The organism is Adlercreutzia sp. CNCM I-6216 (assembly GCF_977113345.1).
This window is the reverse complement of record NZ_CDSBIE010000008.1, coordinates 99,095-124,147: the sequence shown is the minus strand read 5'-3', so window position 1 is coordinate 124,147 and position 25,053 is coordinate 99,095. Positions and strand designations below refer to the sequence as shown.

General features: G+C 63.2%; 21 protein-coding genes. 16 read left to right on the top strand and 5 right to left on the bottom strand.

What is annotated here, in order from left to right; translation table 11 throughout:
* The first annotated feature begins 13 nt into the window (after window positions 1–13).
* The 6 genes from rpsG to rplW are packed head-to-tail and all read left to right on the top strand — an operon-like array spanning window position 14 to window position 4,547.
* Complete coding sequence (gene rpsG, locus ACYVRU_RS08895; RefSeq protein WP_022740352.1) at window positions 14–484, top strand: 30S ribosomal protein S7; 471 nt, start codon at window positions 14–16, stop codon at window positions 482–484.
* A 15-nt stretch (window positions 485–499) separates the two neighbouring features.
* Entirely contained in the window at window positions 500–2,617 is a 2,118-nt protein-coding gene (fusA, locus tag ACYVRU_RS08890) for an elongation factor G (protein ID WP_461186028.1), read from the top strand.
* Window positions 2,618–2,655: 38 nt separating this feature from the next.
* On the top strand, window positions 2,656–2,964 hold the full coding sequence (rpsJ, locus tag ACYVRU_RS08885) for a 30S ribosomal protein S10 (protein ID WP_016309237.1): 309 nt from the start codon (window positions 2,656–2,658) through the stop codon (window positions 2,962–2,964).
* Between the two features lie 14 nt (window positions 2,965–2,978).
* Window positions 2,979–3,599, top strand: coding sequence for a 50S ribosomal protein L3 (rplC, locus tag ACYVRU_RS08880; protein WP_022740350.1), 621 nt, complete (start codon window positions 2,979–2,981; stop codon window positions 3,597–3,599).
* Between the two features lie 34 nt (window positions 3,600–3,633).
* Window positions 3,634–4,260: a 50S ribosomal protein L4 gene (gene rplD, locus ACYVRU_RS08875; RefSeq protein WP_114539968.1), complete on the top strand. Its 627-nt coding sequence runs from the start codon at window positions 3,634–3,636 to the stop codon at window positions 4,258–4,260.
* Complete coding sequence (gene rplW / locus ACYVRU_RS08870; RefSeq protein WP_022740348.1) at window positions 4,260–4,547, top strand: 50S ribosomal protein L23; 288 nt, start codon at window positions 4,260–4,262, stop codon at window positions 4,545–4,547. The genes rplD and rplW overlap by 1 nt, the downstream gene beginning before the upstream one ends.
* A gap of 557 nt (window positions 4,548–5,104) precedes the next feature.
* Here the strand turns inward: rplW and ACYVRU_RS08865 are convergent.
* Together ACYVRU_RS08865 and ACYVRU_RS08860 are read right to left on the bottom strand one after the other, a co-directional pair.
* Window positions 5,105–5,599, bottom strand: coding sequence for a hypothetical protein (locus tag ACYVRU_RS08865; protein ID WP_461186027.1), 495 nt, complete (start codon window positions 5,597–5,599; stop codon window positions 5,105–5,107).
* 19 nt (window positions 5,600–5,618) lie between these two features.
* Window positions 5,619–7,205, bottom strand: a complete 1,587-nt coding sequence (locus ACYVRU_RS08860; protein WP_161127322.1) for a molybdopterin-dependent oxidoreductase — start codon at window positions 7,203–7,205, stop codon at window positions 5,619–5,621.
* A gap of 326 nt (window positions 7,206–7,531) precedes the next feature.
* Here ACYVRU_RS08860 and ACYVRU_RS08855 point away from each other — a divergent pair, with 326 nt between their 5' ends.
* The 4 genes from ACYVRU_RS08855 to ACYVRU_RS08840 all read left to right on the top strand — a co-directional run bounded on the left by ACYVRU_RS08855 (window position 7,532) and on the right by ACYVRU_RS08840 (window position 13,810).
* A complete protein-coding gene (locus tag ACYVRU_RS08855; RefSeq protein WP_461186031.1) occupies window positions 7,532–9,127 on the top strand; it encodes a response regulator transcription factor in 1,596 nt (531 codons plus the stop codon).
* Window positions 9,128–9,141: 14 nt separating this feature from the next.
* Complete coding sequence (locus tag ACYVRU_RS08850; protein WP_461186026.1) at window positions 9,142–9,708, top strand: molybdopterin-dependent oxidoreductase; 567 nt, start codon at window positions 9,142–9,144, stop codon at window positions 9,706–9,708.
* A gap of 126 nt (window positions 9,709–9,834) precedes the next feature.
* Window positions 9,835–10,536, top strand: coding sequence for an ABC transporter ATP-binding protein (locus ACYVRU_RS08845; RefSeq protein WP_161127317.1), 702 nt, complete (start codon window positions 9,835–9,837; stop codon window positions 10,534–10,536).
* Between the two features lies 1 nt (window position 10,537).
* On the top strand, window positions 10,538–13,810 hold the full coding sequence (locus ACYVRU_RS08840; RefSeq protein WP_227070490.1) for an FtsX-like permease family protein: 3,273 nt from the start codon (window positions 10,538–10,540) through the stop codon (window positions 13,808–13,810).
* A 59-nt stretch (window positions 13,811–13,869) separates the two neighbouring features.
* Here ACYVRU_RS08840 and ACYVRU_RS08835 read toward each other — a convergent pair whose 3' ends face one another.
* Window positions 13,870–14,418: a TetR/AcrR family transcriptional regulator gene (locus ACYVRU_RS08835; RefSeq protein WP_161127315.1), complete on the bottom strand. Its 549-nt coding sequence runs from the start codon at window positions 14,416–14,418 to the stop codon at window positions 13,870–13,872.
* 187 nt (window positions 14,419–14,605) lie between these two features.
* Here ACYVRU_RS08835 and ACYVRU_RS08830 point away from each other — a divergent pair, with 187 nt between their 5' ends.
* Together ACYVRU_RS08830 and ACYVRU_RS08825 are read left to right on the top strand one after the other, a co-directional pair.
* The gene (locus ACYVRU_RS08830; protein WP_227070503.1) at window positions 14,606–16,528 is read left to right on the top strand and encodes an FAD-dependent oxidoreductase; all 1,923 of its coding nucleotides are present in this window, start codon (window positions 14,606–14,608) and stop codon (window positions 16,526–16,528) included.
* 17 nt (window positions 16,529–16,545) lie between these two features.
* Complete coding sequence (locus ACYVRU_RS08825; protein ID WP_114539960.1) at window positions 16,546–17,241, top strand: succinate dehydrogenase/fumarate reductase iron-sulfur subunit; 696 nt, start codon at window positions 16,546–16,548, stop codon at window positions 17,239–17,241.
* A gap of 139 nt (window positions 17,242–17,380) precedes the next feature.
* Here ACYVRU_RS08825 and ACYVRU_RS08820 read toward each other — a convergent pair whose 3' ends face one another.
* The gene (locus tag ACYVRU_RS08820; RefSeq protein WP_114539959.1) at window positions 17,381–17,938 is read right to left on the bottom strand and encodes a TetR/AcrR family transcriptional regulator; all 558 of its coding nucleotides are present in this window, start codon (window positions 17,936–17,938) and stop codon (window positions 17,381–17,383) included.
* 217 nt (window positions 17,939–18,155) lie between these two features.
* On the opposite strand from ACYVRU_RS08820, the gene ACYVRU_RS08815 reads away from it, so the two are divergent.
* The 4 genes from ACYVRU_RS08815 to ACYVRU_RS08800 all read left to right on the top strand — a co-directional run bounded on the left by ACYVRU_RS08815 (window position 18,156) and on the right by ACYVRU_RS08800 (window position 24,186).
* The gene (locus ACYVRU_RS08815; RefSeq protein WP_114539958.1) at window positions 18,156–19,763 is read left to right on the top strand and encodes a phytoene desaturase family protein; all 1,608 of its coding nucleotides are present in this window, start codon (window positions 18,156–18,158) and stop codon (window positions 19,761–19,763) included.
* Between the two features lie 87 nt (window positions 19,764–19,850).
* Complete coding sequence (locus tag ACYVRU_RS08810; protein ID WP_114539957.1) at window positions 19,851–20,432, top strand: hypothetical protein; 582 nt, start codon at window positions 19,851–19,853, stop codon at window positions 20,430–20,432.
* Window positions 20,433–20,648: 216 nt separating this feature from the next.
* On the top strand, window positions 20,649–22,004 hold the full coding sequence (locus ACYVRU_RS08805; protein WP_161127312.1) for a trigger factor: 1,356 nt from the start codon (window positions 20,649–20,651) through the stop codon (window positions 22,002–22,004).
* An 85-nt stretch (window positions 22,005–22,089) separates the two neighbouring features.
* Window positions 22,090–24,186 carry a YgiQ family radical SAM protein gene (locus ACYVRU_RS08800; protein ID WP_227070488.1) on the top strand — a complete coding sequence of 699 codons (2,097 nt, stop codon included), beginning with the start codon at window positions 22,090–22,092 and terminating at the stop codon, window positions 24,184–24,186.
* Here ACYVRU_RS08800 and ACYVRU_RS08795 read toward each other — a convergent pair.
* Window positions 24,183–25,043, bottom strand: coding sequence for a MarR family winged helix-turn-helix transcriptional regulator (locus ACYVRU_RS08795; RefSeq protein WP_161127310.1), 861 nt, complete (start codon window positions 25,041–25,043; stop codon window positions 24,183–24,185). The genes ACYVRU_RS08800 and ACYVRU_RS08795 overlap by 4 nt on opposite strands.
* Between the last annotated feature and the right edge of the window lie 10 nt (window positions 25,044–25,053).

Sequence of the window (25,053 nt, the reverse complement as noted above, 5' to 3'; positions counted from 1 at the left end):
AAGGAGTAACTACATGCCGCGTCGTGCAGCAGCAGTCCGTCGCGAAACGCAGCCGGACGCAAAGTTCAACAACCGTCTCGTCACGCAGCTCATCAACAAGGTTCTGCTTGACGGCAAGAAGTCTATCGCCGAGAACATCGTCTACGGCGCCTTCGACCTGGTCCAGGAGAAGACCGGCGAGGATCCGCTGACCGTGTTCAAGAAGGCCATGGACAACGTCCGCCCCACCCTCGAGTGCAAGCCGAAGCGCGTGGGCGGCGCCACTTACCAGGTGCCGATGGAGGTCAACTCCCGTCGCGCCACCACGCTGGCGATCCGCTGGATCGTCGACTTCTCCCGCAAGCGCAAGGAGCACACCATGCGCGAGCGTCTCGCCAACGAGATCATCGACGCCTCCAACAATACCGGCGCCGCTGTGAAGAAGCGCGAGGACATGTACAAGATGGCCGAGGCGAACCGTGCGTTCTCGCACTACCGCTTCTAGGGCTGGTGAAGATACATGGCTAAAATCGATCTGAGGGATACGCGCAACATCGGCATCATGGCCCACATCGATGCAGGCAAGACCACCACGACCGAGCGCATCCTCTACTACACGGGCAAAACTCATAAGATCGGCGAGGTGCACGACGGCGCTGCCACCATGGACTGGATGGTCCAGGAGCAGGAGCGCGGCGTGACTATCACCGCTGCAGCCACCACCTGCTTTTGGAAGTACCCCGGCGGCGCGTCCGACGGCAAGGAATACCGCTTCCAGATCATCGACACCCCCGGCCACGTGGACTTCACGGCCGAGGTGGAGCGCTCCCTGCGCGTGCTCGACGGCACCGTCGCCGTGTTCGACGCCGTTGCCGGCGTGCAGCCGCAGTCCGAGACGGTGTGGCGCCAGGCCGAGCGCTACGGCGTGCCCCGCATCGCCTTCATCAACAAGTACGACCGCGTGGGTGCCGACTTCTTCCATGCCATCCAGACCATGCGCGACCGTCTGGATGCGAAGGCCGTGGCCGCCCAGATTCCCATGGGTGCCGAGGATAACTTCTGGGGCATCGTGGACCTCGTGACCATGACTGCCTGGGACTTCAAGGCCGACGACAAGGGCATGACCTACCCTGAGCCGATGGACGCCATCCCGGCCGAGTTCGCCGAAGACGCGGCCCTGTACCACCAGGAGCTGCTTGAGGCCGCCGCCGACTGCGACGACGAGCTGATGGAGAAGGTCCTCATGGAGGAGGAGATCTCCGTCGACGAGCTGAAGGCCGCCATCCGCAAGGGTGTTATCGCCTGCCAGATCAACCCCGTGTTCGTGGGCTCCGCCTACAAGAACAAGGGTGTGCAGGAGCTGCTGGACGCCGTGGTCGACTACATGCCCTCCCCGGTGGACATCCCGCCGATCAAGGGTACCAACCCCGACACCGGCGAGGAAGAGGAGCGTCCGGCCGATCCGAAGGCTCCGTTCGCTTCGTTGGCCTTCAAGATCATGACCGACCCCTATGTGGGCAAGCTCACCTACCTGCGTGTGTACTCCGGCCATCTGGACGCCGGCAGCTACGTGCTGAACGCCACGAAGGGCAAGAAAGAGCGCATCGGCCGTCTGCTGCAGATGCACTCCAACCAGCGCGTCGACATCGACGCCGTGTCCGCTGGCGACATCGTTGCTGTTGTGGGTCTGAAAGACACCTCCACCGGTGACTCCCTGTGCGCCGAGGACGCTCCCGTCATCCTGGAGTCCATGGAGTTCGCCGATCCGGTTATCGACATCGCCGTGGAGCCCAAGACCAAGGCCGAGCAGGACAAGATGGCCATCGCCCTGCAGAAGCTCGCCGAGGAGGACCCGACTTTCCGCGTGTCCACCAACCATGAGACTGGTCAGACCATCATCGCCGGCATGGGCGAGCTGCACCTCGAGATCATCGTCGATCGCCTGCTGCGTGAGTTCAAGGTCGAGGCGAACGTGGGCAAGCCGCAGGTAGCCTATCGCGAGCGTCCGGGCCACGAGGTCATGAACGCCGAGGGCAAGTTCGTTCGCCAGTCCGGCGGCCGCGGCCAGTACGGACACGCGGTCATCAACATGTACCCGCAGGAGGCTGGCAAGGGCTACGAGTTCGTCAACAAGATCGTCGGCGGCGTGGTGCCCAAGGAGTACATCCCCTCCATCGACAAGGGCATCCAGGAGGCGCTGAACTCCGGCGTTCTGGCTGGCTACCCGGTCGAGGACGTGAAGGTCGAGCTGATCGACGGTTCCTACCACGACGTGGACTCCTCCGAGGCCGCCTTCAAGGTGGCCGGTTCCATGGCCATCAAGGACGCCCTGCGCAAATCCAACCCGGTCATCCTGGAGCCCGTCATGGCTGTCGAGGTTGAGACGCCCGAGGAGTACACCGGCTTCGTCATGGGTGACATTCCCAGCCGTCGTGGTCTTATTCAGGGCCAGGAGCAGCGTGGAAACGCCGTCGTCATCGAGGCGAAGGTTCCGCTGGGCAACATGTTCGGCTACGCGACCGACCTGCGTTCCGGTACGCAGGGCCGCGCCGTGTACACCATGCAGATGGACTCCTACGAGCCCGTGCCCAAGTCCGTGCAGGACGAGATCATCAGCAAGGCCGGCGGCAACGCCTAAGGCGCCCTCAGAGAAACTTCTATTTGGAGGTAATGTAAGTGGCAAGTCAGAAGATTCGCATCCGTCTCAAGGGATACGATCATGAGATCGTGGATCAGTCCACGCGCCTCATCGTCGATACCGCTCAGAAGACGGGTGCCAAGGTTTCCGGTCCTATTCCGCTGCCGACGGAGCGCAACCTGTACTGCGTCATCCGTGGGCCCCATGTGAACAAGGACTCCCGCGAGCAGTTCGAGATGCGCACCCACAAGCGCCTGATCGACATCCTCGAGCCGACCCCCAACACGGTTGACTCCCTGATGCGTCTCGATCTCCCCGCTGGCGTTGACATCGAGATCAAGCTGTAAAGGAGGTTTGGGACATGATTAACGCTATCTATGGCAAGAAGATCGGCATGACCCAGATCTTCGACGACCAGGACCGCATCGTCCCGGTCACCGTTATCCAGGCCGAGCCGAACACCGTGTGCCAGGTGAAGACCGTGGATACCGACGGCTACGAGGCCGTGCAGATGGGCTTCGGCTACATCAAGCCCCGTCGCGTGAACAAGCCCATGCAGGGCCACTTCGACGCCCAGGGCGCCGAGCCGAAGCGCTACCTGCGCGAGGTTCGCGTCGAGAACGCCGGCGAGTACAAGGTGGGCGACGAGCAGACCGTCGCGGCCTTCGCCGACGTGAAGAAGGTCGACGTGACCGGCACGTCCAAGGGCAAGGGCTTCGCCGGCGTCATGAAGCGCTACGGCTTCGCCGGCGGCCCGGGCGGCCACGGCGCGCACTTCCATCGCGCCCCCGGTTCCGTGGGCCAGTGCGCCACGCCGTCCCGCGTGTTCAAGGGCCTGCGCCTGCCTGGCCACATGGGCTGCGACACCGTCACCGTGAAGAACCTCGAGGTTGTTCGCATCGACGAGGAGCAGAACCTCATCCTGGTCAAGGGTGCGGTGCCCGGCGGCAAGAACGGCATCGTCCGCGTCCGCATGGCTTAATTGGAACGATCGGTAACAAGGAGTTACAGCAACTATGGCAACTATTGAGATTAAGGACGTGAAGGGCGCTGCCGCCGGCACGGTCGAGCTTTCCGACGCCGTGTTCGCCATCGAGCCGAACGTGCCTGTGATGCATCGCACCGTGAAGGCGCAGCAGGCATCCTGGCGCCAGGGCACCGCCAACACGCGCACCCGCGGCATGGTTCGCGGCGGCGGCAAGAAGCCGTGGCGTCAGAAGGGCACCGGCCGTGCCCGTCAGGGTACCATTCGCGCTCCCCAGTGGGTCGGCGGCGGTACCGTGTTCGGCCCCCACACCCGCAGCTACGACCAGAAGGTCAACAAGAAGGAGATCAAGCTGGCTATGCGCTCGGCTCTCTCCGCCAAGCTGGCCGACGGCGAGCTGTTCATTGTGAAGGACATGGACTTCGAGAAGCCCTGCACCAAGGACGCCGTGGCGCTCATCAAGGCGCTGGGTCTCGAGGGCAAGCGCATCTGCGTGGTCATCGGCAACGAGGACATCGAGGCTTTCCTGTCTTTCCGCAACATCCCCGAGGTGAACATTCTGCCGGTGGGCGATATCAACACCTACGAGCTGGTCGACAACAAGGCCCTCGTTATCGCCGAGCCGTGCCTGGCCCGCATTGAGGAGGTGCTTGCATAATGGAGAAGGATCCCCGCGACGTCATCATCCGCCCCGTCATCACGGAGCACAGCTACGACGCTATGGAGAACAACGTCTACACCTTCGAGGTGGCCAAGGACGCCAACAAGGTTGAGATTCGCCAGGCTATCGAGGCTATCTTCAACGTGAAGGTGGTCAAGGTGAACACCCTGAACGTGAAGTCGAAGCCGAAGCGCGTTCGCTACCAGGAGGGTCGCACCCGCACCTGGAAGAAGGCCATGGTCACCCTGGCCGAGGGCGAGACCATCGAGATCTTCGCTTCCTAGCTTCAAGCGCTCATCGCGCCAAGGGCCGAAAGCCCGAGAAACCAAGGCCGGCTCCCGCAAAGGGGCCGGCCTTTTTTGCTGCAATTGCGGCTTGATCTGCTTCAACGGGACTGGCCTGTGAGCTCACTGGAAGCAATTCGACTTCTCGCTAGCTTTGGCATGGCTGCATGCAAGGAGGCTTCTGAAAGCAGACGAGGCCTTGGATGCAAAAAGCACTAATTTCGGAAATAGATGGAAGTTTCGAGCGCCGAGAGCGCTGGATTCGGAAATAGATGCGAGTTTCGAGCACGAAAGAGCAGCATTGTGCCTAAAATGACGCTCTAAACTCGTAACTGTTTCCGGGGAGGGTCGCTTCAGCGCTCTAAACTCCCATCTATTTCCGAAAGATGCTGCTTTGCCGCTCAAAATTCCTGTCTATTTCCGGGGGGGGGTGTCTCAAGAGTCTGAGAACCAAGGGGATATGAGAAAGGCCCCGCAAACACGAGGGCTTGCGGGGCCGATGAGGTTTCCGCATCCAGGGTGTCGCGGGCGATGGCCTGGATGCGGGCGATGACGGCCTAGGCGCAGGCCATCTGAACGAGGGTTTCCAGAGAGACGCCCTCGACCTCGGCGTTGGCGATGGCGCCGCCGCCGGCAACGTTGGTAGCGCAGGAGCAGGCCATCACGTAGGAGGTCGCTTCCTCCTCGCCGGCCAGCTCGTCCACGGTGGCCGTGAACGAGGCGTTGGGCCCCGCCACGGTGACGGCCGCGGCCTTGACGGCCTCGCAGCCGTACGTGGGCAGCGACGCGCACAGCGTGGCGGCCGCCTTGCAGAAAACGCCGCTTATCTCGGCGTTGGAGGACAAGGCGTCCTGCGTGTAGCTAAAGGTTCCCTCCACGGCGCGCGCAGGGGCCTCGGTGTCTGCGACATCTGCGGCAGCCAGGGTGGTCGCAGATGCCGGAGCGGCTGCCGCAGGCTCGATGGTAGCGGCCTGGGCCACGCCGGCGCCTCCGGAGATGAGGGCCACCGCGCTCATCACGCCGCCGATGGTCTTAACGGTCTGAGATTTCATGGAATGTCACCGTCCCTTTCTATTCCTCGACGTTCACGAACAGCGTGACGGGCTTCTTCATCTGGACGCCGTTCACGTCCGTGGCCTGCAGCTTCACCTGGTACTTGCCCGCCTTGCTCGGCGTCCAATCCAGGGAATAGGTGACCCACTGGAACGGATCGAAGTCGGTGACCTGATCGGCGATCTTCACGTCTTGCCAGGTCTTGCCCATGTCGAAGCTGAAGTTGACGCTGGCCAGGTCTCCCACGACGCGGTTCCAACTGTACACGGCACCGGTCAGGGTCACCGGCTCGCCCACCTTGGCGGTGATGCCGTCCTCCTGGAACCACATGCCGTTGATGGGGTAGCTCGGGGAGGGCTCGTCGGATTCGGCCATCATCGGGCCCTGGAAGAACGCCTCGTCCTGGGTGAAGTCGATCGACTTGATGTGCTTCACCTGACGGGCGCCGGGGTTGCCCAGGGATACGAGGGTCATGGGGGCGCCGTCATCCTGGCTTAAGTCCTCGCCGTAGTACTTCAGGGCGATATAGGCGTTCTCGGTGTAGGTGCTCGCCTCCAGGTTCATGGGCGGGAAGGCCTGCCAGCCGTCGTAGCCCGTGGCGTTCACGGCGTTCACGCCGTCGGCCAAACCTCCGCACTGCTCGATGAGGTAGGCCACCGACACACCGGACATGGGGATGTTGGACACGAGCGAGCCGCCGCGGCCGTTGGTGGCGCAGGCGAGCGCCATGGTGAACTCGGTCTGGGGCATGGCAAGAAGTTCGGCCTTCGTGAACGAGCGGGGGTTCTTCACGCCGGTGAGGCTTACGGTGTTCTCCTCGCTGCACACGGCATCGAAGCTGAAGGGCTCGCCGTTCTTCTCGGTGACCTCGGGGCCCCAGTTGTTCACGATGAACACGTCGTCGTGATCGGTGACGGCCTGGTCGAGCTTGACATCGATGGCGGGCGCCTCGTCCTGGGTCATGCCGTTCACAAATCCGCCGAAGAAGCCGCGGGAGTCGACCCAAGCCTGCTCCATCTCGTTGCCGTCGATGTTCGGGTAGCCGCCCAGCGCCGGCTCATCGTAGAAGTCGTCCCACAGCACCAGCTGATAGTCGCCCTGGCCGCCGGCGGAGTTCATGGCATGGCAGCTCCAGCAGTTGCCGTTGGCCTCTTGGAAGACCTTGCTGCCATAGTGGGCCGCATGGATGAGGTCGCCCAGATACGGGCCGGTGAGCGCCGTATGGCCGCGATGGCACGGCTCGCAGTCCTGGTAGGTGAGGGCCTTGTCGTAGCCCACGTGGGTCAGGATGTGCTTGTAGCCGTCCTTCATGTTCATGACATCCCACAGATCCTCGTGGCACGCATTGCAGCCGCGGTTGCCCGCGTTCAGCATGTCGGTGGTGCTGAAGGTGTCGTTGAAGTTCCCAGAGGTCCTATCAGTGAAGTCCGGGTACATTGACGGCGCGGCCTCCTCCGTCGCCTCCGCATCTCCGCCCGTCGCGGCCATGCTCGTGGTGGCTTGGGGCGCGCACCCCCACAGCGCGAGCGCCAGGGCTGCTACGGCCGCCATCACGGCTACGGCCACGAGCAAGCGGGACGTGCCCTTGCTTTCTTGTGCTTTCATCCTCTTCTCCTTCCTTTCCGTTGAAGATGTTTGCCTTTCGCCGATCGGGGCGCATCAAGGGAGGCGTGGTGCGCCCCAGCCGGCAAGCGTCACTTTAAATGCGAGCGGCCGATTGAAAATCAGCAACGTTTGTTGAGGTTGGTCAGCCATCTCAACAACTCTTGTTGATTTCAGGGAAATGCCAGATGATATGATTGAGTCGGCTGAATAGCGCTCGGCGAGGCGCCTCGAGGGTCGCAAGAGGTTGCGTCGGCGATGGCGGCCCGCGGGCGCTTCGTGTTGCGCTGGAAAGAGAGAACCGGTTGCGAGGGGTGGGGTTGAGGAACGTGGATGAGGCAGGGAAGACGACGGCCCGCGCGCTGAGGACATTCGAGGGGGCGCCGAAGGGCTATTGGTGGATCGTCGGGGCGCTCGTGGCGCTGGCGTCGGCCGCCATGCTTCTGCACGAATCGGGAAGCTGGATGCTCGATCTCGCGCCGCTGTGGGGCGCGTCGGTCAACATCCGCGCCTTCTCCTGCGACGCCCATTCGCTCGGACTCGTCTTCGGCTATGCGGTAACGCAGATCAATGGACGGAAGTTCGCCCGCCTGGTCGGCGACGGCCTGTTCTGGCTCATCTTCTTCATCGCGCAAGTGGGCAACGTCCTTCTGTTCTATGGCTGTCTTACGGTGCTGGACGCGCCCTTCGCCATCGTTGCCGTGCAGTTTGTTGGCGCCGCCTCGGGGGCATGGTTTTTCGTGGCCGCCAGCCAGGTGGCGTGCATGGTCGGCCCCGCGCTGTTCATGGGCACCATCGTGGCCGTGGTGTCGCTGACCACCCTCATCGTCCAGGGCCTGTTCAGCATGCTGGAGGCCACCTCGCCTCTGCTGGTCTCAGAGCTTCTGCATCTGGGGCTGGTGGTGGCAGCGGGGCTGTGCCTCGTGAAGGCCATGGCGCCGGGCTCCTGCTTTCCCGAGAGCTACCGTCGCTCGTTTGCGCCCATTCGCACCCGCGAGGACGGAGGAGGGGAGACGACGGAAGAAAAAGGGGGAAGTGCTTCCAGCGACCGACGGCCGGATGACCTCGCGCCCTCGCGCCGACGGGCGCCCCTGTGCGTCCGACTCTTCGTCATCGTCGGCTCCTACGGTATAGTGTTCGGCTTTCTCCATGTCATTCCGCTGGCGCTGCCCTTGGGCGTCGTGGCGCGGGTGGCCTCGTTTCTGGTGGGGGCTGTCGTCGCGCTTGCGCTCTTCATCGTTACGCTCCGTCGCGGGCGCCCCGTGGACGTGTCGCTCATTTGGAACCGCTTCTACCGCTTCGTGTTCCCCGTGGTCTGCGTGGCGGCGCTCTTGGGTCCTCTCACCAACAGCAGCGAGTTTCTGCCGGCTCTTATCATGCAGGCCTGCGCCCTCTACTACTTCGATGCGCTGCTCGCCATGGCCTGCTCGGTCATCGGCCAGGCCATTAACGCCGCTCCGTCCCAGGTGTTCGGACGGGCCTTCCTCATTCGATCGATCGGCTTTCTGCTCGGCAATCTCGTCGGCAGCACGGTGTACGAGCGCGTAGTGCTGGATGCCGCGGCCTTCTCCGTCATCGGCACGGCGGTGTTCGTCCTGCTTGTGCTCGTCACCTTCAACATGAACTCGGAGAAGTACGCCAAAACGGTTTGGGGCCTTCTGCCCCACGAGGATCCGCGCGGCCGCTACGAGCGCACCCGCGATGAGCGCTGCGCGGCTCTGGCGGATCAGTTCGGCCTGACCGAGCGCGAAACCGAGGTGCTGCGCCTGCTCGCCCGCAACAAGCGCCCCCGCGAGATCAGTGATGTGCTGGTGGTGTCGGTGGCCACGGTGCGCTCGCACGTTCATGCCATTTACACGAAGACGGGCGTGCACTCGGCCGCCGAGCTGGCGAAGCTTGTAGAATGTCCCCAGGACAAAAGCTAGAGAAGGGGATTGCTGTGGAAGAGAAGTGCAACACCGTCACGTTCGTGGGGGCCGACGGGATGGAGCAGAGCTTCCCTCTGGACTTTTTGCTGGAGCGCGGCGCCATCGTGGCCAACCGCGTGAACGGCGAGGACATCATGAGCGTCATGGGTGCGACCAACCAGCTGTGGGTGCCGGGGCTGCCGGCCAAGTACTTCGTGCGCGACATCCGCGAGATCCGCTTCACCAACGAGGAAGTGCCGCCGGTCATCGGCCCGTTCGTCGACGACGGCCACGACTACACCAACCGCCCCAACGTGGCGGCGAAGGCCGAGTACGTGGGGCGTGTCGGCGAGCCTCTGGAGTTTTCCGGTTGGGCCCACGATTTCGACAAGCGCATCATCGCGGTGGAGTTCTCGCTCGACAACGGCGCGCACTGGACCCGCTACGATCTGGAGGGCACAACGGCCGAGCGCTGGGTGTCGTGGACCTTCGCCTACACGCCTGAGGCCCCCGGCGCCTATCAGATGAAGGTGCGCTCCGTGAACGAGGACGGCGACGCCTCGCCTATCGCCGCCGTGCATACCTTCGAGGTGCTGTAGCCCTGCCCGCTCAAAGATAGAAGTTTTCAGAAGGTGCCTGATCGGGTGCCTTCTTTTTCATTCATCGTGTATCGTAAGGGCCGAGAAAAAAGCGCCCGGGCGGGGCGCCGGGTGTTGGGAGGAACCATGGCCTTCGTGGAATTCGCCGACGTGAGCAAGATCTACCAGATGGGCGAGGTGGAAGTGGCCGCCGTGCGCGACATGAGCTTCACTATCGAGCGGGGCGAGTTCGTGGTCATCGTGGGGCCCTCCGGCGCCGGCAAGACGACGCTTTTGAACATGCTCGGCGGCATGGACTCGGCCACCTCCGGCACCATCATGCTGGATGGCGCGCGTGTGAGCTCGTTCAACCGCAAGCAGCTCACCCAGTACCGCCGCCACGACATCGGCTTCGTCTTCCAGTTCTACAACTTGGTGCAGAACCTGACGGCCCGCGAGAACGTGGAGCTGGCGAGCCAGATCTGCCGCGACCCGCTTGACGCCGACGAGGTGCTGGCGGCTGTGGGACTGGCCGACCGGGTGCGCAACTTCCCCGGACAGCTGTCCGGCGGCGAGCAGCAGCGCGTGGCCATCGCCCGCGCCCTGGCGAAGAACCCCAAGCTCCTTCTATGCGACGAGCCCACCGGCGCTTTGGACTACGAGACGGGCAAGGCCATCCTGAAGCTTCTGCAGGACACCTGCCGCGATACGGGGCGCACGGTCGTCGTCGTCACCCACAACAGCGCGTTCACCGCCATCGCCGATAGGGTCATCCACGTGCGCGAGGGCTCCGTGGCCGCGGTGGAACTGAACGAGGCGCCCCTGTCCGCCGACGTGCTGGAGTGGTAGCGTGAAGGCGTTCAACAAAGATATTGTTCGCTCCATCCGCCACTCGCTCGGGCGCTTTGTCGCCATTGCCGCCATCGTGGCGCTGGGCTGCGGCTTCTACGCTGGGCTGCGCATGACGGCGCCGGATATGAAACTGGCGGCCGATGCCTACTACGACGGCACCGATCTCATGGACATTCGCGTCGTCTCTACCTTGGGGCTCACGGATGAGGACATCGAGGCCCTGCGCGATGTACCCGGCGTCTCGGGCGTGGAGGCGGCCTATTCCGCCGATGTACTGGCCACCCTGAACGACGAGCAGTACGTGATGCGCGTGCACTCGCTGTCGCCCTCGGCGGCGACGGTGGTGAAGACGGACGCGGGCGCCCTCTCTTCCGATGACGCGAATTATCTCAACCGGCTCGATCTGGTGGAAGGCCGTTGGCCCACCTCGGCCAACGAGTGCGTCATCTTCAACGACCGCGTTATGAGCGGCCCCTCCTCGTTGGGGGACACGGTGACGGTTGATCCGTCGGTGGGCAACGTGCAGGACACGCTGGCGGAAACCGAGTTCACCGTGGTGGGGCGCGTGCACTCGCCGCTCTACGTCAGCTCGACGTCCATGGGCACCTCCACCATTGGCTCGGGCACCATCGAGCAGTTCATGTACGTGCTGCCGGAGGCCTTCGATGCGGACATGCCCTACGTGGAGGCCTACGTCTCCGTGGAAGGGGCGGCAGAGCTTCCCGCCGACAGCGACGCCTACGACGATCGCGTGGCCGGCGTTGTGGCCGCCATCGAGGGCATCGCGCCGGCTCGGGAGCAGGCCCGGGTGGATGGCCTGAAGGCCGAGGCCCAGGCCGATTTGGACGAGGCGCGAGCGGAATACGAAAAAGAGGAGGCCCGCGCGAAGACTGAGCTCGCCGATGCCCGCGCCGAGTTGGATGCGGCCAAGGAGGAGCTGGACGAGGGTCAGCGCAAGCTGGACGCGGCTGCCTCCACCCTTGCCGCCAACGAGAAGAAGATCAAGGACGGCGAGAAGGAGTACACCCAGGGCACCGACGCGCTTTCCAAGCGCAAGGCCGACGCCGAGGCGCAGTTTGCCGAGGCCGAGCAGCAGATCGCTGCCAACGAGGCGAACCTCGCCGAGGCCAACGCGGCGCTCCCGACGCTGCAGGACGCTCTGGCCCAGGCCGAGGCCGCCCTGCAGGTGCCGAACCTTCCCGCCGACCAGCGCGCCGAGTTGGAGGCGACCCGGGCCGATCTGGAGCAAAAGATCGCCGACATCGGCAATGCGGCCACGGCTTTGGAAGAGGCGAAGACGCAGTTGGCGAAGGAGCGCGCCTCCGCCGACGCGCAGATCGCCGCGGCTCAGGCTCAGCTCGATCAGGCCAAGACGAGCGTCGAGGAGGGCAAAAAGCAGCTGGAGGAGGGCAAGGCCGAGTACGAAAAGGCCAAAGCCGATCTGGAGGCGGGTCGGGCCGAGTACGAGCAGGGCGTGGCCGACTACGACGCCGCCGCGGCCGAGGCCAACGAGGAGCTGGACAAAGCGGAGCAGGAACTCGCCGACGCCCAGAAGGAGATCGACGACATCGAGCCGCCGGATTGGCTCGTCATGGACCGCACGAAGAACTTCGGCGTGGTGAGCTTCGCCTCCGATGCCGATCGCATCGACGCCATCGCGTCGTTCTTCCCCTTCATCTTCTTCCTCGTGGCGGCGCTCGTGGCCCTTACCACCATGACCCGCATGGTGGAGGAGGAGCGCATGCTCATCGGCACCTTCAAGGCGCTCGGCTACTCGCGGGCGCGCATCACGTCGAAGTACCTCATCTACGCCGCCCTGGCCGCAGGGCTCGGCAGCGTTCTCGGCATTGCGGTGCTCTCCCAGGTGCTGCCCTGGGTCATCATGGAGGCCTACTCCATCGTCTACTACGTGCCCCGCGCCGCCATGCCCATCGACTGGCCCATCGCGCTCGCCGCGGCCGGACTCGGCATCGGCATCACGCTTTTGGCCACCTGGGCCGCCGCCGCGGCCACCCTGCGCGAGACTCCGGCCGCCCTCATGCAGCCGCCGGCGCCCAAGGCCGGCAAGCGCATTCTGCTGGAGCGCGTCGGGCCCCTGTGGCGCCGCCTCTCGTTCTCGTGGAAGGTGACGTTCCGCAACATCTTCCGCTACAAGCGCCGTCTCGTCATGACGTGCGTGGGCATCGCCGGCTGCACGGCGCTTCTGCTGACGGGCCTGGGGCTGCAGAATTCCATCAACGACATCATCGACGTGCAGTACGGCGAGCTGGTTGACTACAACGTCGTCATCTCCGAGAAGGACGACGCTGCAGACGACGAGCGCGAGGCTGCCGCCGCCCTTCTGGGCGACGCCGAGAAGCTGCCCGTGGCCGTCCGTGCCACCGAGACCTCCATGATCGCCCAGGGCGCCGATGGCACCGAGGCCATGACCACCATTGTGGCGCCGTCCGACCCCGAGGCGTTCAAGGAGCTGTGGCACTTCCGCACCCGCGAGGGCCACGATGAGGTGGGGCTGACCGATGCCGGCGCCATCGTCACCGAGAAGCTGGCGACCAAGCTGGGACTTTCGGTGGGCGACGCCATCGTGTTCGCCGAGCAGGACGATTTGGGCAACGCCACGGCGACGACCTATTCCGTGCCCGTGACGGGCATCATCGAGAACTATATCGGTGATTATGCCTTCATGACGCCGGAGACCTACGCGCGCACCTTCGGGGAAGAGCCGGACAACCTCACGGTGTACGCCCGGGCCACCACCGACGAGGGGGAGCGCTCTGCGCTCTCCGAGGCCCTGCGCGCTACGGGGGCGGTGGACACCGTGGCCTTCAACGACGAGGTCATCGACTCTTACAAGCAGATGCTGCGCTCGGTGAACATGGTCGTGGTGGTGCTTGTGGTGGCGGCGGCCGCGCTCGCGTTCATCGTGCTGTACAACCTGACGAACATCAACATCACCGAGCGGGCCCGGGAAATCGCCACGTTGAAGGTGCTCGGCTTTACGCCCCGCGAGGTGAACGCCTACATCTTCCGCGAGATCGTGCTTCTGGCTATGCTGGGCGCGCTTGTGGGCCTGGGCCTCGGCGTGGTGCTGGAGGGCTTCGTCGTGGTGACGGCGGAGGTGGATCAGGTCATGTTCGGGCGCACCATTCATTGGGACAGCTTCGTCATCGCCTTCGTTCTCACCATGGTGTTCACCGCCGTCGTCATGGTCGTCATGCGCCCCAAGCTCGCCCATATCGACATGGTGGAGAGCCTGAAGTCCAACGAGTAGGAAGAACCGGGGCGCTATTTCGAAGGCGAGTCGCCTTTCGCGTTCAAAAGATCATGGATTCAAAGACTTAAGGCCCGATGGAGCAAGGGAGGGACGCATAGCTCGGTGAGCCTGGCCATGTCCGCCGGTGGCGCGTCGCAGCCCTCTTTGAGCCAGCGGCTGAATGCGGCGCGTTCTACCGAGGCGCACATCCAGGCGTAGTAACAGTACTCGTCGGTGAACGCCAATTCGCGGTTTTCAAAGGTTTCTCGGAAGGCGGCGATACGGTTCTCGGCCACCGCGGCTGCACCCTCGTCACTGAACTTGCTTTGCGATGAGTTGGCGAAGAGAAGCCTTTGGCGCTCCATGAGCGTGTACCAGCGCTCGTAACCCTTGCGCCATGAAAGCGTCCGTCCTATGAGGTCGAGCGTAAACGTGTCGCAATGGAGGGCATACCATGAGCCAATAGCGTACTTCGACTCGAAGTAGCTGTAGAACGTCTGCCTTGAAATGCCGGCACGGCGACATATCTCGGTAACTGACAGAGCGCGAATCGGTTCGGTGACAGCCTCCACCACGCGCATACGCACATCGAATCCCCGGGGTTTCTCGATGTAGTGTACTTCCATAAAAAGCCCTCCTTTTCCCGCATGATACCCACGAAAGCGTGAACTTGTCCAGGCGATCTTGACGGTTTGCGCCTTTTGTAAGGAGGTTCCTGACGGGTTGGGAAAACTGCCCGCTGACAGCGAGTCGATGAATTTGCCATGCTCTTCTCGTTCCGAATCATCTGAGGAGAGAGGAAAGGGAGTGGCAATGGACGACAACATGTTCGTTGGCGATTCGACTGCCTGTTCGCGACGTTCGTTCTTGAAGGGGGTCGGCGCCACGGCCGGCTTCACCCTCTTGGCGGGTGCGGGATTGGGAGCGACGGGGTGCGCCCCGCAGGAAGATGGCGCCAACTTGGCTGAAACGGGGCATACGGTTGTGACGCCCCAGGGCACCTACGAGGTGTACGAGACCGATATGCTCGTGTGCGGTTGCGGCTATGCCGGTATGTCGGCGGCGGCGAATGCCGCAAAGAGCGGCTTGAACGTTACGGTGGTTGAGAAGGGCCCGTTCGGCTCTGGCGGCGTGGCGGGTATGAACTTCGATTTCCTCACCACCTGGATCTACGATCCGAACTTCTATCAGTTTGATTCTCAGATCGGACCGGTGCTGAACCAAGAGGTGAATCTTGCTGCGCGCCGGTACGCGGAGGAGCGCAATGGAGCGAACCCCGCCTGCTCCGGCCAAGGTCAGCAGCTCGATCTCGAAGTTCTCAACAAAGGCCAGATGTTCCCCGAGCGCAACGAGGACGGAAGCTATCATATCTTCTCCGATATCGAGGCGGCCAAGATCTACATGGTCGAAGGCTCTTTTCCCCGCCATGAGACCGACCGTCTGACGGCGTCGCCGTGGCTGACCATCGCCGATCAGACCATGCTCACCGATCTTATCGTCAAAGACGGCGTGTGCCAGGGTGCCATGGGCATCCATTTGCCCACGGGGGCTTTCCGAGTGTTTCGCGCCAAGGCCACGGTGATGGCCACGGGCGGTACATGCTGGATCAACGGGTGGAACACCGTGGCGCCGCAGTCGGGCAGCGTGCCTGACAACACCTCCGACTTGGAGATGTCGGCCTTTCGCCATGGCGCCCTCATCGTGGATTCGGAATGGACCGATTACGACCTTATCACCGTCTATCCCACGGGCATCTCCTGCGGATACCCCGCCGGCCTGGGCGCCGATAGTATGTCGGTGGGTTACATCAAGGACCGCAACGGAGATTTGTTCCTTGTGGACGAGGACGATCCCCTGAAGTACCAGAAGAGCCGCTCTCTGTTCCTGCAGACCGTGGGTCAGTGCATTGCCGACGGTCGCGGGTCAGATGCCGGCGGAGTCTACGTGGACTACTCGACCGAGGAAGCGCGCAGCCACATCCGCTACTTCTATCGCCGCAACATCGATCTGTTCCGCGATACGTTCGGCATCGACCCCACGAGCGACCTTATCGAGTGCGGTCTCGAGATGATTGAGCATCAGGGCAGCATCCTCACGGACGAGAAGGCCATGAGCCGCGAGTTCGCCGGCCTGTTCTGCGCTCGCGGCGGCGGTATGACCGGTGCGGCCGGAAGCCCCGGCGTGAGCCACAACTACCTGTACGGCAACTACGCCGCCCACTGCGCGGCCGAATACGCGAAGACCGCCGAGTTGGGAGAGCTCGACTTTGCCCTGATCGAGGCCGAGCGCGAGCGTCTTGAGGCCATTCGCACCAACGCGGCTGAGGGCGATCTGCGTCCCGTGGCCATTCGACGGGCCATTCAGAAGGCGGCCGGCTCCGCCATGGGCATCATTCGCACCACCGAGGCTCTGGAGGCGGCTCGCGACGAGCTGGCGCGCATCCGTCGGGAGGATCTGCCCCGCCAGGCCGTGGGCAGCCCCTCCTTGGCCTACAACATGGAGTGGAAAGAGGCCATCGAGAACTACAACTTGCTCACCATTGCCGAGCTTTCGGTGCTCGCCTCGCTGACGCGCGAGGAGAGCCGCGGCAGCTACCTGCGCCCCGAATTCCCCGAGCCGAGCGACGATTGGGCATGCTCGCTGGCCATCGGCGGCACCGAGGGCAGCTACGAGACGGAAAAGGTTGAGATGCCTGTCGTCGACTGGGAGTCTATCGACTGGACGCAGACGGCTTAGGCCTGAAGGAGGTTTTCATGAAAATTACCGTTACGCGCTTCGATCCGTCCCAAGACGCCGCGCCCTACGACCAGACATTCGAGGTGCCCTTCACTGACAAGATGACGGCGCTTGAGGCGCTCATGTACATCTACGAGAACGAAGAGCCTATTGCCTTCGATTACGCCTGCCACGGTCGCAGCTGCGGACGGTGCGCCATGATGGTGGATGGCGAGCCCAAGCTGGCGTGCATCACGCCTTTGACCGACATGGCTCACGATATCGCGCCGCTTGAGGGCTATCCGGTGCTGCACGATCTCATCGTCGACAAAACGCAGCGCCACTTGGCGACCTCGGCACGGTACAACCGCGTGCGCTTCGACGACCTCAACCGCGACGAGATCAACCAGTTCGATATGGAGTCCCAGGAGAAGGTGTACTCCATTGAGTGGTGCACTCGCTGCGGACGGTGCAGCTCGGTTTGCCCCGCCATGCAGACGAGCGCGGACTACGTGGGGCCCATGACGATGCTCGCCACGGCCTACCGGTACTATGATCCCTACGATCAGGCCGATCGCGTGGTGCAGGCCGTTCAAGACGGATTGTACCGGTGCATCCTGTGCGGCCAATGCACCGAGGTCTGCGACTCGCCGGAAATCGATCATCTGACCTATTGGAACGACCTGCGCGCGGCGGCGGAGCAGCGCGGCTTGAAGCCCCGTTACGCCAAATAGGCTTGTCTCTATGAGCGCGTGCTGCTCAGAATTCCGATAAGCCCAAGATAATGCGCCCCTGGATTCATCTTCGGGGGCGCTGTCTTTTGTCTCGCAATGCGAAACGGGCGTTTCTGGACCTGTTAGGTTCGGATCGTCCTCAGAATTTGCTGCCGCAGACTGCCTTGCGCAGCGCGGGCGGAACCAGCCCGCAAACAAGCCGCGCCATATCCTCGGGTGCCCGCTCCATTCCGCTGTCGATCCAGGTGGCGAAGGCCTTGTTGAAGCAGTTCGCGTACATTTCCGCGTAGAAGCGCAAGTCACCGTCTACGATACCGCCGTTGAGGGCGATGGTCTCACAGAAGATGTCTGCCCGTCGCGCGTCCGCTCGGTGCCGACTCGAGCGCGACTCCTTGCTCGAGGTGAAATGCCGCAGCGTCTCGCGCTCGTCGTGCAGAAGGCTGAAGAAGTCCGAGAAGCCCTCCTCCCAAGTGAGTGACCGTCCGATTTCGGAGATAGTGGACCGATCGCATTCCGTGGCGAACCAGTAGGGAATATCGAACTTCGAATCGAAGTATCGGTAGAACAGTTGGCGTGACACATCGGCTTTGGCACAGATGGCTGCGCAAGTGAGCTCGTCGATGGGACGATCGACGGCATGCATAATGCGCAGCCGCGTTTCCACTTGCTTTGAGAGGGGGAATACTTGTCGTCTCATGAGACCGTCCCATCAGGTGTCGTCGGTCTGCGGTCGAGCTTGTTGACATAGGGCATCGATTGTCAACAAATGCTTTACCACCAGGTCGTTTAAGCAATTTCATGTTACCACACTTGCGACTTTGCACACTTACAAACCAGGTGTCAGAGCTCCAGAATATGAAGGCAGCAAGGCACTGAGAGAGAGGGTGCCAAATCATCGAGAAAGGGGTACGGTAATGGCAACTCACGAATACGATGCAGTCATCATCGGATCGGGTCACAACGGTCTGATCGTTGGCAATTATCTTGCTATGGCGGGTCTGAGCGTATGCGTGCTGGAGGCCAACGACATGATCGGCGGATGCACCACCACGGTCGAGTGCACGCTTCCGGGATTCAAGCACGACATCGGTTCGGTGGCGCTTGGGGCCATCCAGTCGAATCCTGTCTACGCCAATGACGAGCTGGGCATCCGCGAGAAGTACGGTTTTGAATTCATCGACACGAAGAAGAACGGTGCCACCCTCTATCCCGATGGCACCGGTGTCGTGGAGGATGGCGACTTGGCCCACGAGCTCGCGCAGATCGCCGCTTATTCGCCCGAAGACGCCCAGGCTTACGGACAGTTCATCCAGGAGAAGGCCCGGCTGCTGCCCCTGATTTCCACAGGTATGTCCACTTGTCCTCCTCCGATGGGGCTGTTCGTCAACCAGCTGAACTCCACGCCCGAAGGACGCGACCTGTTCAAATCCATGTCCATGTCCGCCCTGCAGATGGCTCGCCAGTGGTTCAAGCATCCCAAGACGATCTCCCATGTGCTGAAGATCTCCACGGAGGTTATGGTGACGCCGGAAGATGCCGGCAGCGCCATGTGGATGATGTTCGTGACCGTGGGCAACGCCTTCCGTTCGGGCTCGCTGCCTAAGGGTGGCTCCATCGCCCTTCCCAATGCCCTGGCCGCAGCCCTGAAGGATCGTGGCGGTGAGATCATTCTTAACAAGAAGGTTGTCAAGATCAATGTGGAGGATGGTCGCGCGGTGAGCGTGGAGACGGCCGATGGCGATACCTATGTCGGTACCAAGGCCATTATTTCCAACGTGGACGCTCGCCGCGTCTTCCTCGAGATGGTGGACGGCTACGAGCTCGACCCCAAATTCAAGCGCGATCTCGAGCAGATTATCCCGGCTCCCATGTCCGGGGTGATGCAGGCGGTGGCCATCGACGATGCACCCCACTACAAGGCCGGTCCCGAGTTCGATGACGCCGTCGTTGTAGAGCCTATCCCCGAGAACGTCCAAGATCTGCTCGATGGCTATCGCGCCATGGTGGAGGGTCGCCTGCCTGAGAAGCGGTCGCTTTGCCCCGAGTCGCTCGTGCCGTCGCTGTTCGATCCGGAGCGGGCGCCGGAGGGCAAGCACGTACTGTATCTGTGGCAGCTCGCCCCGGCCGGTGTGGGCGAGGAGGGGATGGATTGGTGGAAGAACCATCCCGAGGAGGTCGAGCAGTTCGCGCGTGACATCCGCGAGCACTTCTTCAGCTACACCAACAACCTCAGCGAGGATAACGTGCTCGCCTACAAGGTGTTCACGCCCGACTTCTACAGTGAGTGGAACGACAACATCATCGACGGCAATATCACAGGTCCCGGTGCCTATCTCTTCCAGAGCTACGCCTATCGACCGTTGCCGGAGATTGGCCAATTTCGCACGATGATCGACGGTCTGTATCTGACGGGTATGGGTACGCACCCGGGCGGCGCGGTCACCGGCGGCGGCCGCGGCACCGCCCAGATCATCCTCGACGATTTGGGCTTCGACTGGGACGACGTTCTCGACAACAAGTAGGGAATGGCCAGCATTCTGAGATAAGGTTCCATAGCCGCGGGGGATGTTGCCCCGCGGCTATGGAGAGCGATGAAAGAGGAACGATCTATGACAGCGATTCTTAATTCTCTCGTCACCGTGCTGGGGGCGTGGCTCGTCGTGTCTCCGTATTTGCTGGGGACGCGGGGTGTGGCCCTGGCTATCGCGATTGCGGCGGGGGCGATAGCTCTCGTCCTGTCTATCGTTGCCATCAAGCAGGAGGCTTATAAGCCCACGCTCGACTACGTGCTTTGTGCCCTGGGAATCGCGCTTGCACTGTGGGGCATTGTCGGCTGGATTGCGGGCTTGGGGGCCGGTTTGAGCGAGATCATCGTCGGTGCGCTTGTTGCGGCCCTCTCGTTCGGCGCAACACGTTTCGCCCATACCTACGCGGGTGCGTCGTTCTACGATCGCGGGGGAGCGCCTATGGTGGACGTTCAGAGCCTGCGCATGAAAGACGGTACCATCCTCATGAAGGCTTTGCTGTTGCAGTCGATGCCGTCGACGGTCTATATCAAGCCCGAGGAGGTCTGGAAAGTTCTCACGATGGTTCCCTTCGACTTGATTAAGCAGATGCCCGTCTTCTTGTATCAAGGGTACAAGGCCTGTAAGAGCAAGGGCGATGCGGCAAAGGGGATGGAGGGCAACTAGCTCTGTTGTCGTAACGGGCGCTGCGATGGGCGGCGGCAGGACGTTGGTCTTGCCGCCGCCCTTTCGTTTTCGCTCTCTTCGCATCGCTGCTCCGCTATTTTGTGGGCTTCGCGGTGTGCACGGATCGCGCGGTGCGGCCTGTGCTACCATAGCGCCCAAACCTTTGAGGGGCCGGCGCAGGGTCGGCCCCCGTTCATGAAGAAGGAGAAGCGAACCGTGAAAGTAACCGAGAAGAAGCTCGCCGACGGCATCATCAAGCTCGACTGCGAGGCCACGGCCATCGAGGTGAACAACGCCCTCAAGGAGGCCGCCGAGGCCTTCGCCATGCAGATGGGCGTGCGTCCCGCGCCGGGCAAGTCCATCGAGGAGCTGGCGCGCGAGCAGCTGGGCATCGCCGATCTGGACAAGATCATCGAGCCCAACGCCATCGAGGTGCTCGTGCCTCGGGCGCTCGATCGCCGCAACCTCGTGCCGGCGTTCCCTCCCAAGGCCACGCCCACGGTGAAGTTCGAGCGCGGCAAGAAGTTCACGTTCACCCTGAACGTCACGGTGAAGCCCACCTACGAGCTGACCTCCTACGAGCCGGTGGAGATCACGGTGCCCCCCTTCACCTTCGACGAGACTCCCATCAACCAGCAGCTGGAGGAGATCGCCAAGAACTCCGTCACCTACGTGGTGGCCGATGCCAAGCCGCTTACGGCGGGGGACGCCTGCTCCATCGCTATGAAGTGCTTCGACGACGGCGAGGAGATCAAGGCGCTCACCTGCGAGGATCGCACCTACCTCATGGGCCGGGGCTACATGCCCGAGGGATTCGATGAGGCGCTCATCGGCATGGAGCCGGGCCAGACCAAGGAGTTCACCTTCGAGGCCCCCTTGGGCACCGAGAACGGGGAAGTGGTGAACAAGCCCATCTCTTGCACGGTGACTGTGAAGGAGATTCAGCAGGAGGTCGTGCCGGTCATCGACGATGCCTGGGTGAAGGCGAACATGCCCATGTTCGCGAGCCGCGAGGCGCTCGTCGCCGATATGCGCCGCGTCTTCGAGGCCCAGCAGCGCGAGGCCTACGAGGGCTACGTGCAGCAGATGGCCGTGGGCCAGCTCACGCGCCGCTTCGAGGGCCGCATCGCCGATGAGATCTACGAGGCCACGCGCGACCAGCTCATGCAGAACCTGCGCATGGAGCTTCAGCAGGCCGGCATGACCTGGGAGCAGTTCGTGGCCCAAAACGGCGGCGAGCAGCAGTTCGGCATGATGCTCATGATGCAGACCCGCGAGGTGCTGGTGCAGGGCTTCTGCCTGGACGCGGTGTACCGCCACGAGCGCTTGACGCTGACCGACAAGGATCTGGAGGATGCCTGCCTGGGCATGAATCCCCAGGGCAATCCCAAGATGATGCGCCAGCAGCTGGAGGACTCGGGTCGCGGCTTCGCTCTGCGCGAGACGGCCGAGCGCCTGAAGGCCGCCCGCTTCGTGGCCTCCCAGGCGAAGATCACCGTGGCCGATTCTCCCGCGGCGCCCGCCGACGAGGCGAAGGCGCCCGCCGAGGCGAAGGCGGCCGACGAGAACTAGCTTACGGGCCGATATCGGCCTTGCGCCATAACCACACGCCAGGGCGGGGACTTCCCCGCCCGTTTCTATGAAGGACGTACTCTCTGTGTCTAAGAAGCCCGCGCCCCAATCTCATCGCAGCCCCAAGCGCCCGGAAAAGGGCGCTCCGAAAAACACGCGCCCCTCCCTGCCCGCTTCGGCGTTCCTGCCCACCACGCGCGCCGAGGCCGATGCGCGCGGCTGGGGGCAGCTCGACTTCGTCTACGTTTCCGGCGACGCCTACGTGGATCATCCCTCGTTCGGGAGCGCCATCATCACGCGGGTGTTGGAGTCCCACGGCTACAAGGTGGGCTTCATCGCTCAGCCCGATTGGAACGACCCGGAAAGCGTCGCGGTGTTCGGCGAGCCGCGGCTGGGATTCCTCGTGTCGGCGGGCAACATGGACTCCATGGTGAACCACTACACGGTGAACAAGAAGCGCCGCCGCGACGACGCCTACACGCCGGGCGGCAAGGGCGGCGCGCGCCCCAACCACGCGGCCGTGGTCTATTCGAACCTCATTCGCCGCACCTTCAAGGAAACGCCTATCATTTTGGGCGGCATCGAGGCGAGTCTGCGCCGGCTCGCCCATTACGACTACTGGTCCGATTCCCTCAAGCGCTCCATCTTGCTCGATTCCGGGGCCGATCTCATCTCCTACGGCATGGGGGAGCGCTCTATCGTCGAGATTGCCGATGCCCTCGCTGCGGGCCTTTCCGTGAGCGATCTCACCTTCATCGACGGCACGGTGTTCCGCACGCGCTCGCTGGAACACGTGGTCGACTACGAGATGCTGCCCAGGTGGGAAGAGGTTTCGGGCGACAAGCGTGCCTTCGCGGAGAGCTTCGCCGCCCAGTACCGCGCGAGCGACCCGGTGACGGGCGCCCGTTTGGTGGAAGCGTACCCCCACGGCGTGTACGTGGTGCAGAACCCGCCGGCTGCGCCGCTTACCCAAAACGAGATGGACGCCGTCTATCGCCTACCCTATGCGCGCACGTGGCATCCTTCCTACGACGAGGCCGGCGGCGTGCCGGCGCTTTCCGAGGTGAAGTTCTCACTCACTTCCTGCCGCGGCTGCTTCGGCGAGTGCGCCTTCTGCGCGCTCACCTTCCATCAGGGGCGCATCGTCACGGGCCGCTCCCACGAGTCGCTGCTCGAGGAGGCCCGCGTCATGACCCAAGACGCCGACTTCAAGGGGTATATCCACGATGTGGGCGGTCCCACGGCCAACTTCCGCGGGCCGGCCTGCGCCAAGCAGCGCACGCGAGGCGCCTGCACAGACCGCCGCTGTTTGGGCACGAAGCCCTGCCCGGCGATGAAGGCCGATCATCGCGACTACACGGGTCTTCTGCGCAAGCTGCGGAAGCTGCCCGGCGTGAAGAAGGTGTTCGTGCGCTCGGGCATCCGCTTCGACTACGTCATGGCCGACCCCGATCCCGACCGCACGTTTCTGCGCGAGCTGGTCGAGCACCACGTATCCGGCCAGCTGCGCGTGGCGCCCGAGCACGTGTCCGACACGGTGCTCGCCGCCATGGGCAAGCCGCCTCGGGCCGTCTACGACGCGTTTTGCGACGCTTTCGAGGAAATCAATCGGGAGACGGGCAAGAAGCAGTTCGTCGTGCCCTATCTCATGTCGTCGCATCCGGGCAGCACGTTGGCCGAGGCCATCGAGTTGGCCGAGTACGTGCGCGACATGGGCTTCAACCCCGAGCAAGTGCAGGATTTCTACCCCACGCCCTCGACGATTTCCACGTGCATGTACTACACGGGCCTCGATCCGCTCACCATGGAACCCATTTACGTGCCGAGGACCCCGCATGAGAAGGCCCTGCAACGGGCGCTCATCCAGTACCGCAACCTCGCCAACTACGATTTGGTGCGCGAGGCACTCGTGAAGGCTGGGCGGACCGACCTCATCGGCTGGGACGAGCAGTGCCTCATCCGTCCCAAGCGCCCCAAGAAGCGCGATGCGGACGGCGGCGCCCCGAAAGGAAAGGGGAGGGGCGCTAAAGAGCGCGGTTCGTTCGGCAAGGGAAAGAACGCCAAAGGACGTGTCTCGTCTGAACGGAGCAGAGGTGCGGTAGGTGCCGCTTCGAAACCCCAGCGAGCCGGCAAGCCCCCGAAGGCCAACGGCCGCAAAGGCGGCATCCGCAAGGGCCGTTAGAGCCGTTCCTCCAGCGACGCGCGAAGGGCGGCGATGGTGCGAATGCCCATGGGGCTGCGAAGACCGTCCCCGAGCAGTGCCTCCAGCATCTTGGTGGTCTCCTCGGCGATGTCTGTGGCGCAGGCGAGGCCCTGCGAGGTGAGCGCGATTTCGATCTCCCGTTTGCTGGCGCAGGCGATGCGGGTGACGAGGCCCGCGTCCGTGAGGCGCGAGAGCGCTCGCGAGAAGGTGGGGGCGTCTAGACAGAGGTGGCGTCGCAGCTCTTTGGCCGCCGTGCGCCCGCTGCTTCCCAAGGCCAAAAGCAGATGGCCCTGGGTGGCGCTCAGGTGCTGCTTACGGCACAGACGGCTGAAATCGAGGGCCGTTTGCTGGCAGGCGATGATGAAGGCGCTGTCCCCGCGCACCAGATCGCCCATCATCCGCTTCTTGTTGAGCCGCACGCAGGCTTCGAAGAAAAGCTGCAGGGCCTGTGTCCGCTCGTTGCCCTGGAGGGGGTCCAGGGCGCTTTTGGCCGCGGTTATCAGACTTTGGTCGAGGGATGCGAGGAGCCGTTGGCCGGCGGGTGTTATGGCGAGAGGGGAGTATCGGTTGTCATCGTCGCAGGTTCGCTTCTCAAGGGCTCCCTTCCGCACGAGCTGAGCGGCGCAGGCGGCCATCGTGGTGTAGTTGAGCCCGAGCGTCGCGGCGGCCGTCGCCGCGGACTGCTGGGGGCGTTCGCTGATGAGCAGCAGTAGCCAGAACTGGTTGATGGTGGCGCCGCGCTCGGCCCGAAGCGTGCCGACGATGGCGCGCATCCATTGGTCGAAAATTAGGACTGTCTCCGAGGCTTGCGCCCAATCGTCTCTCTCGTTGTTCATCGCCCCTCCT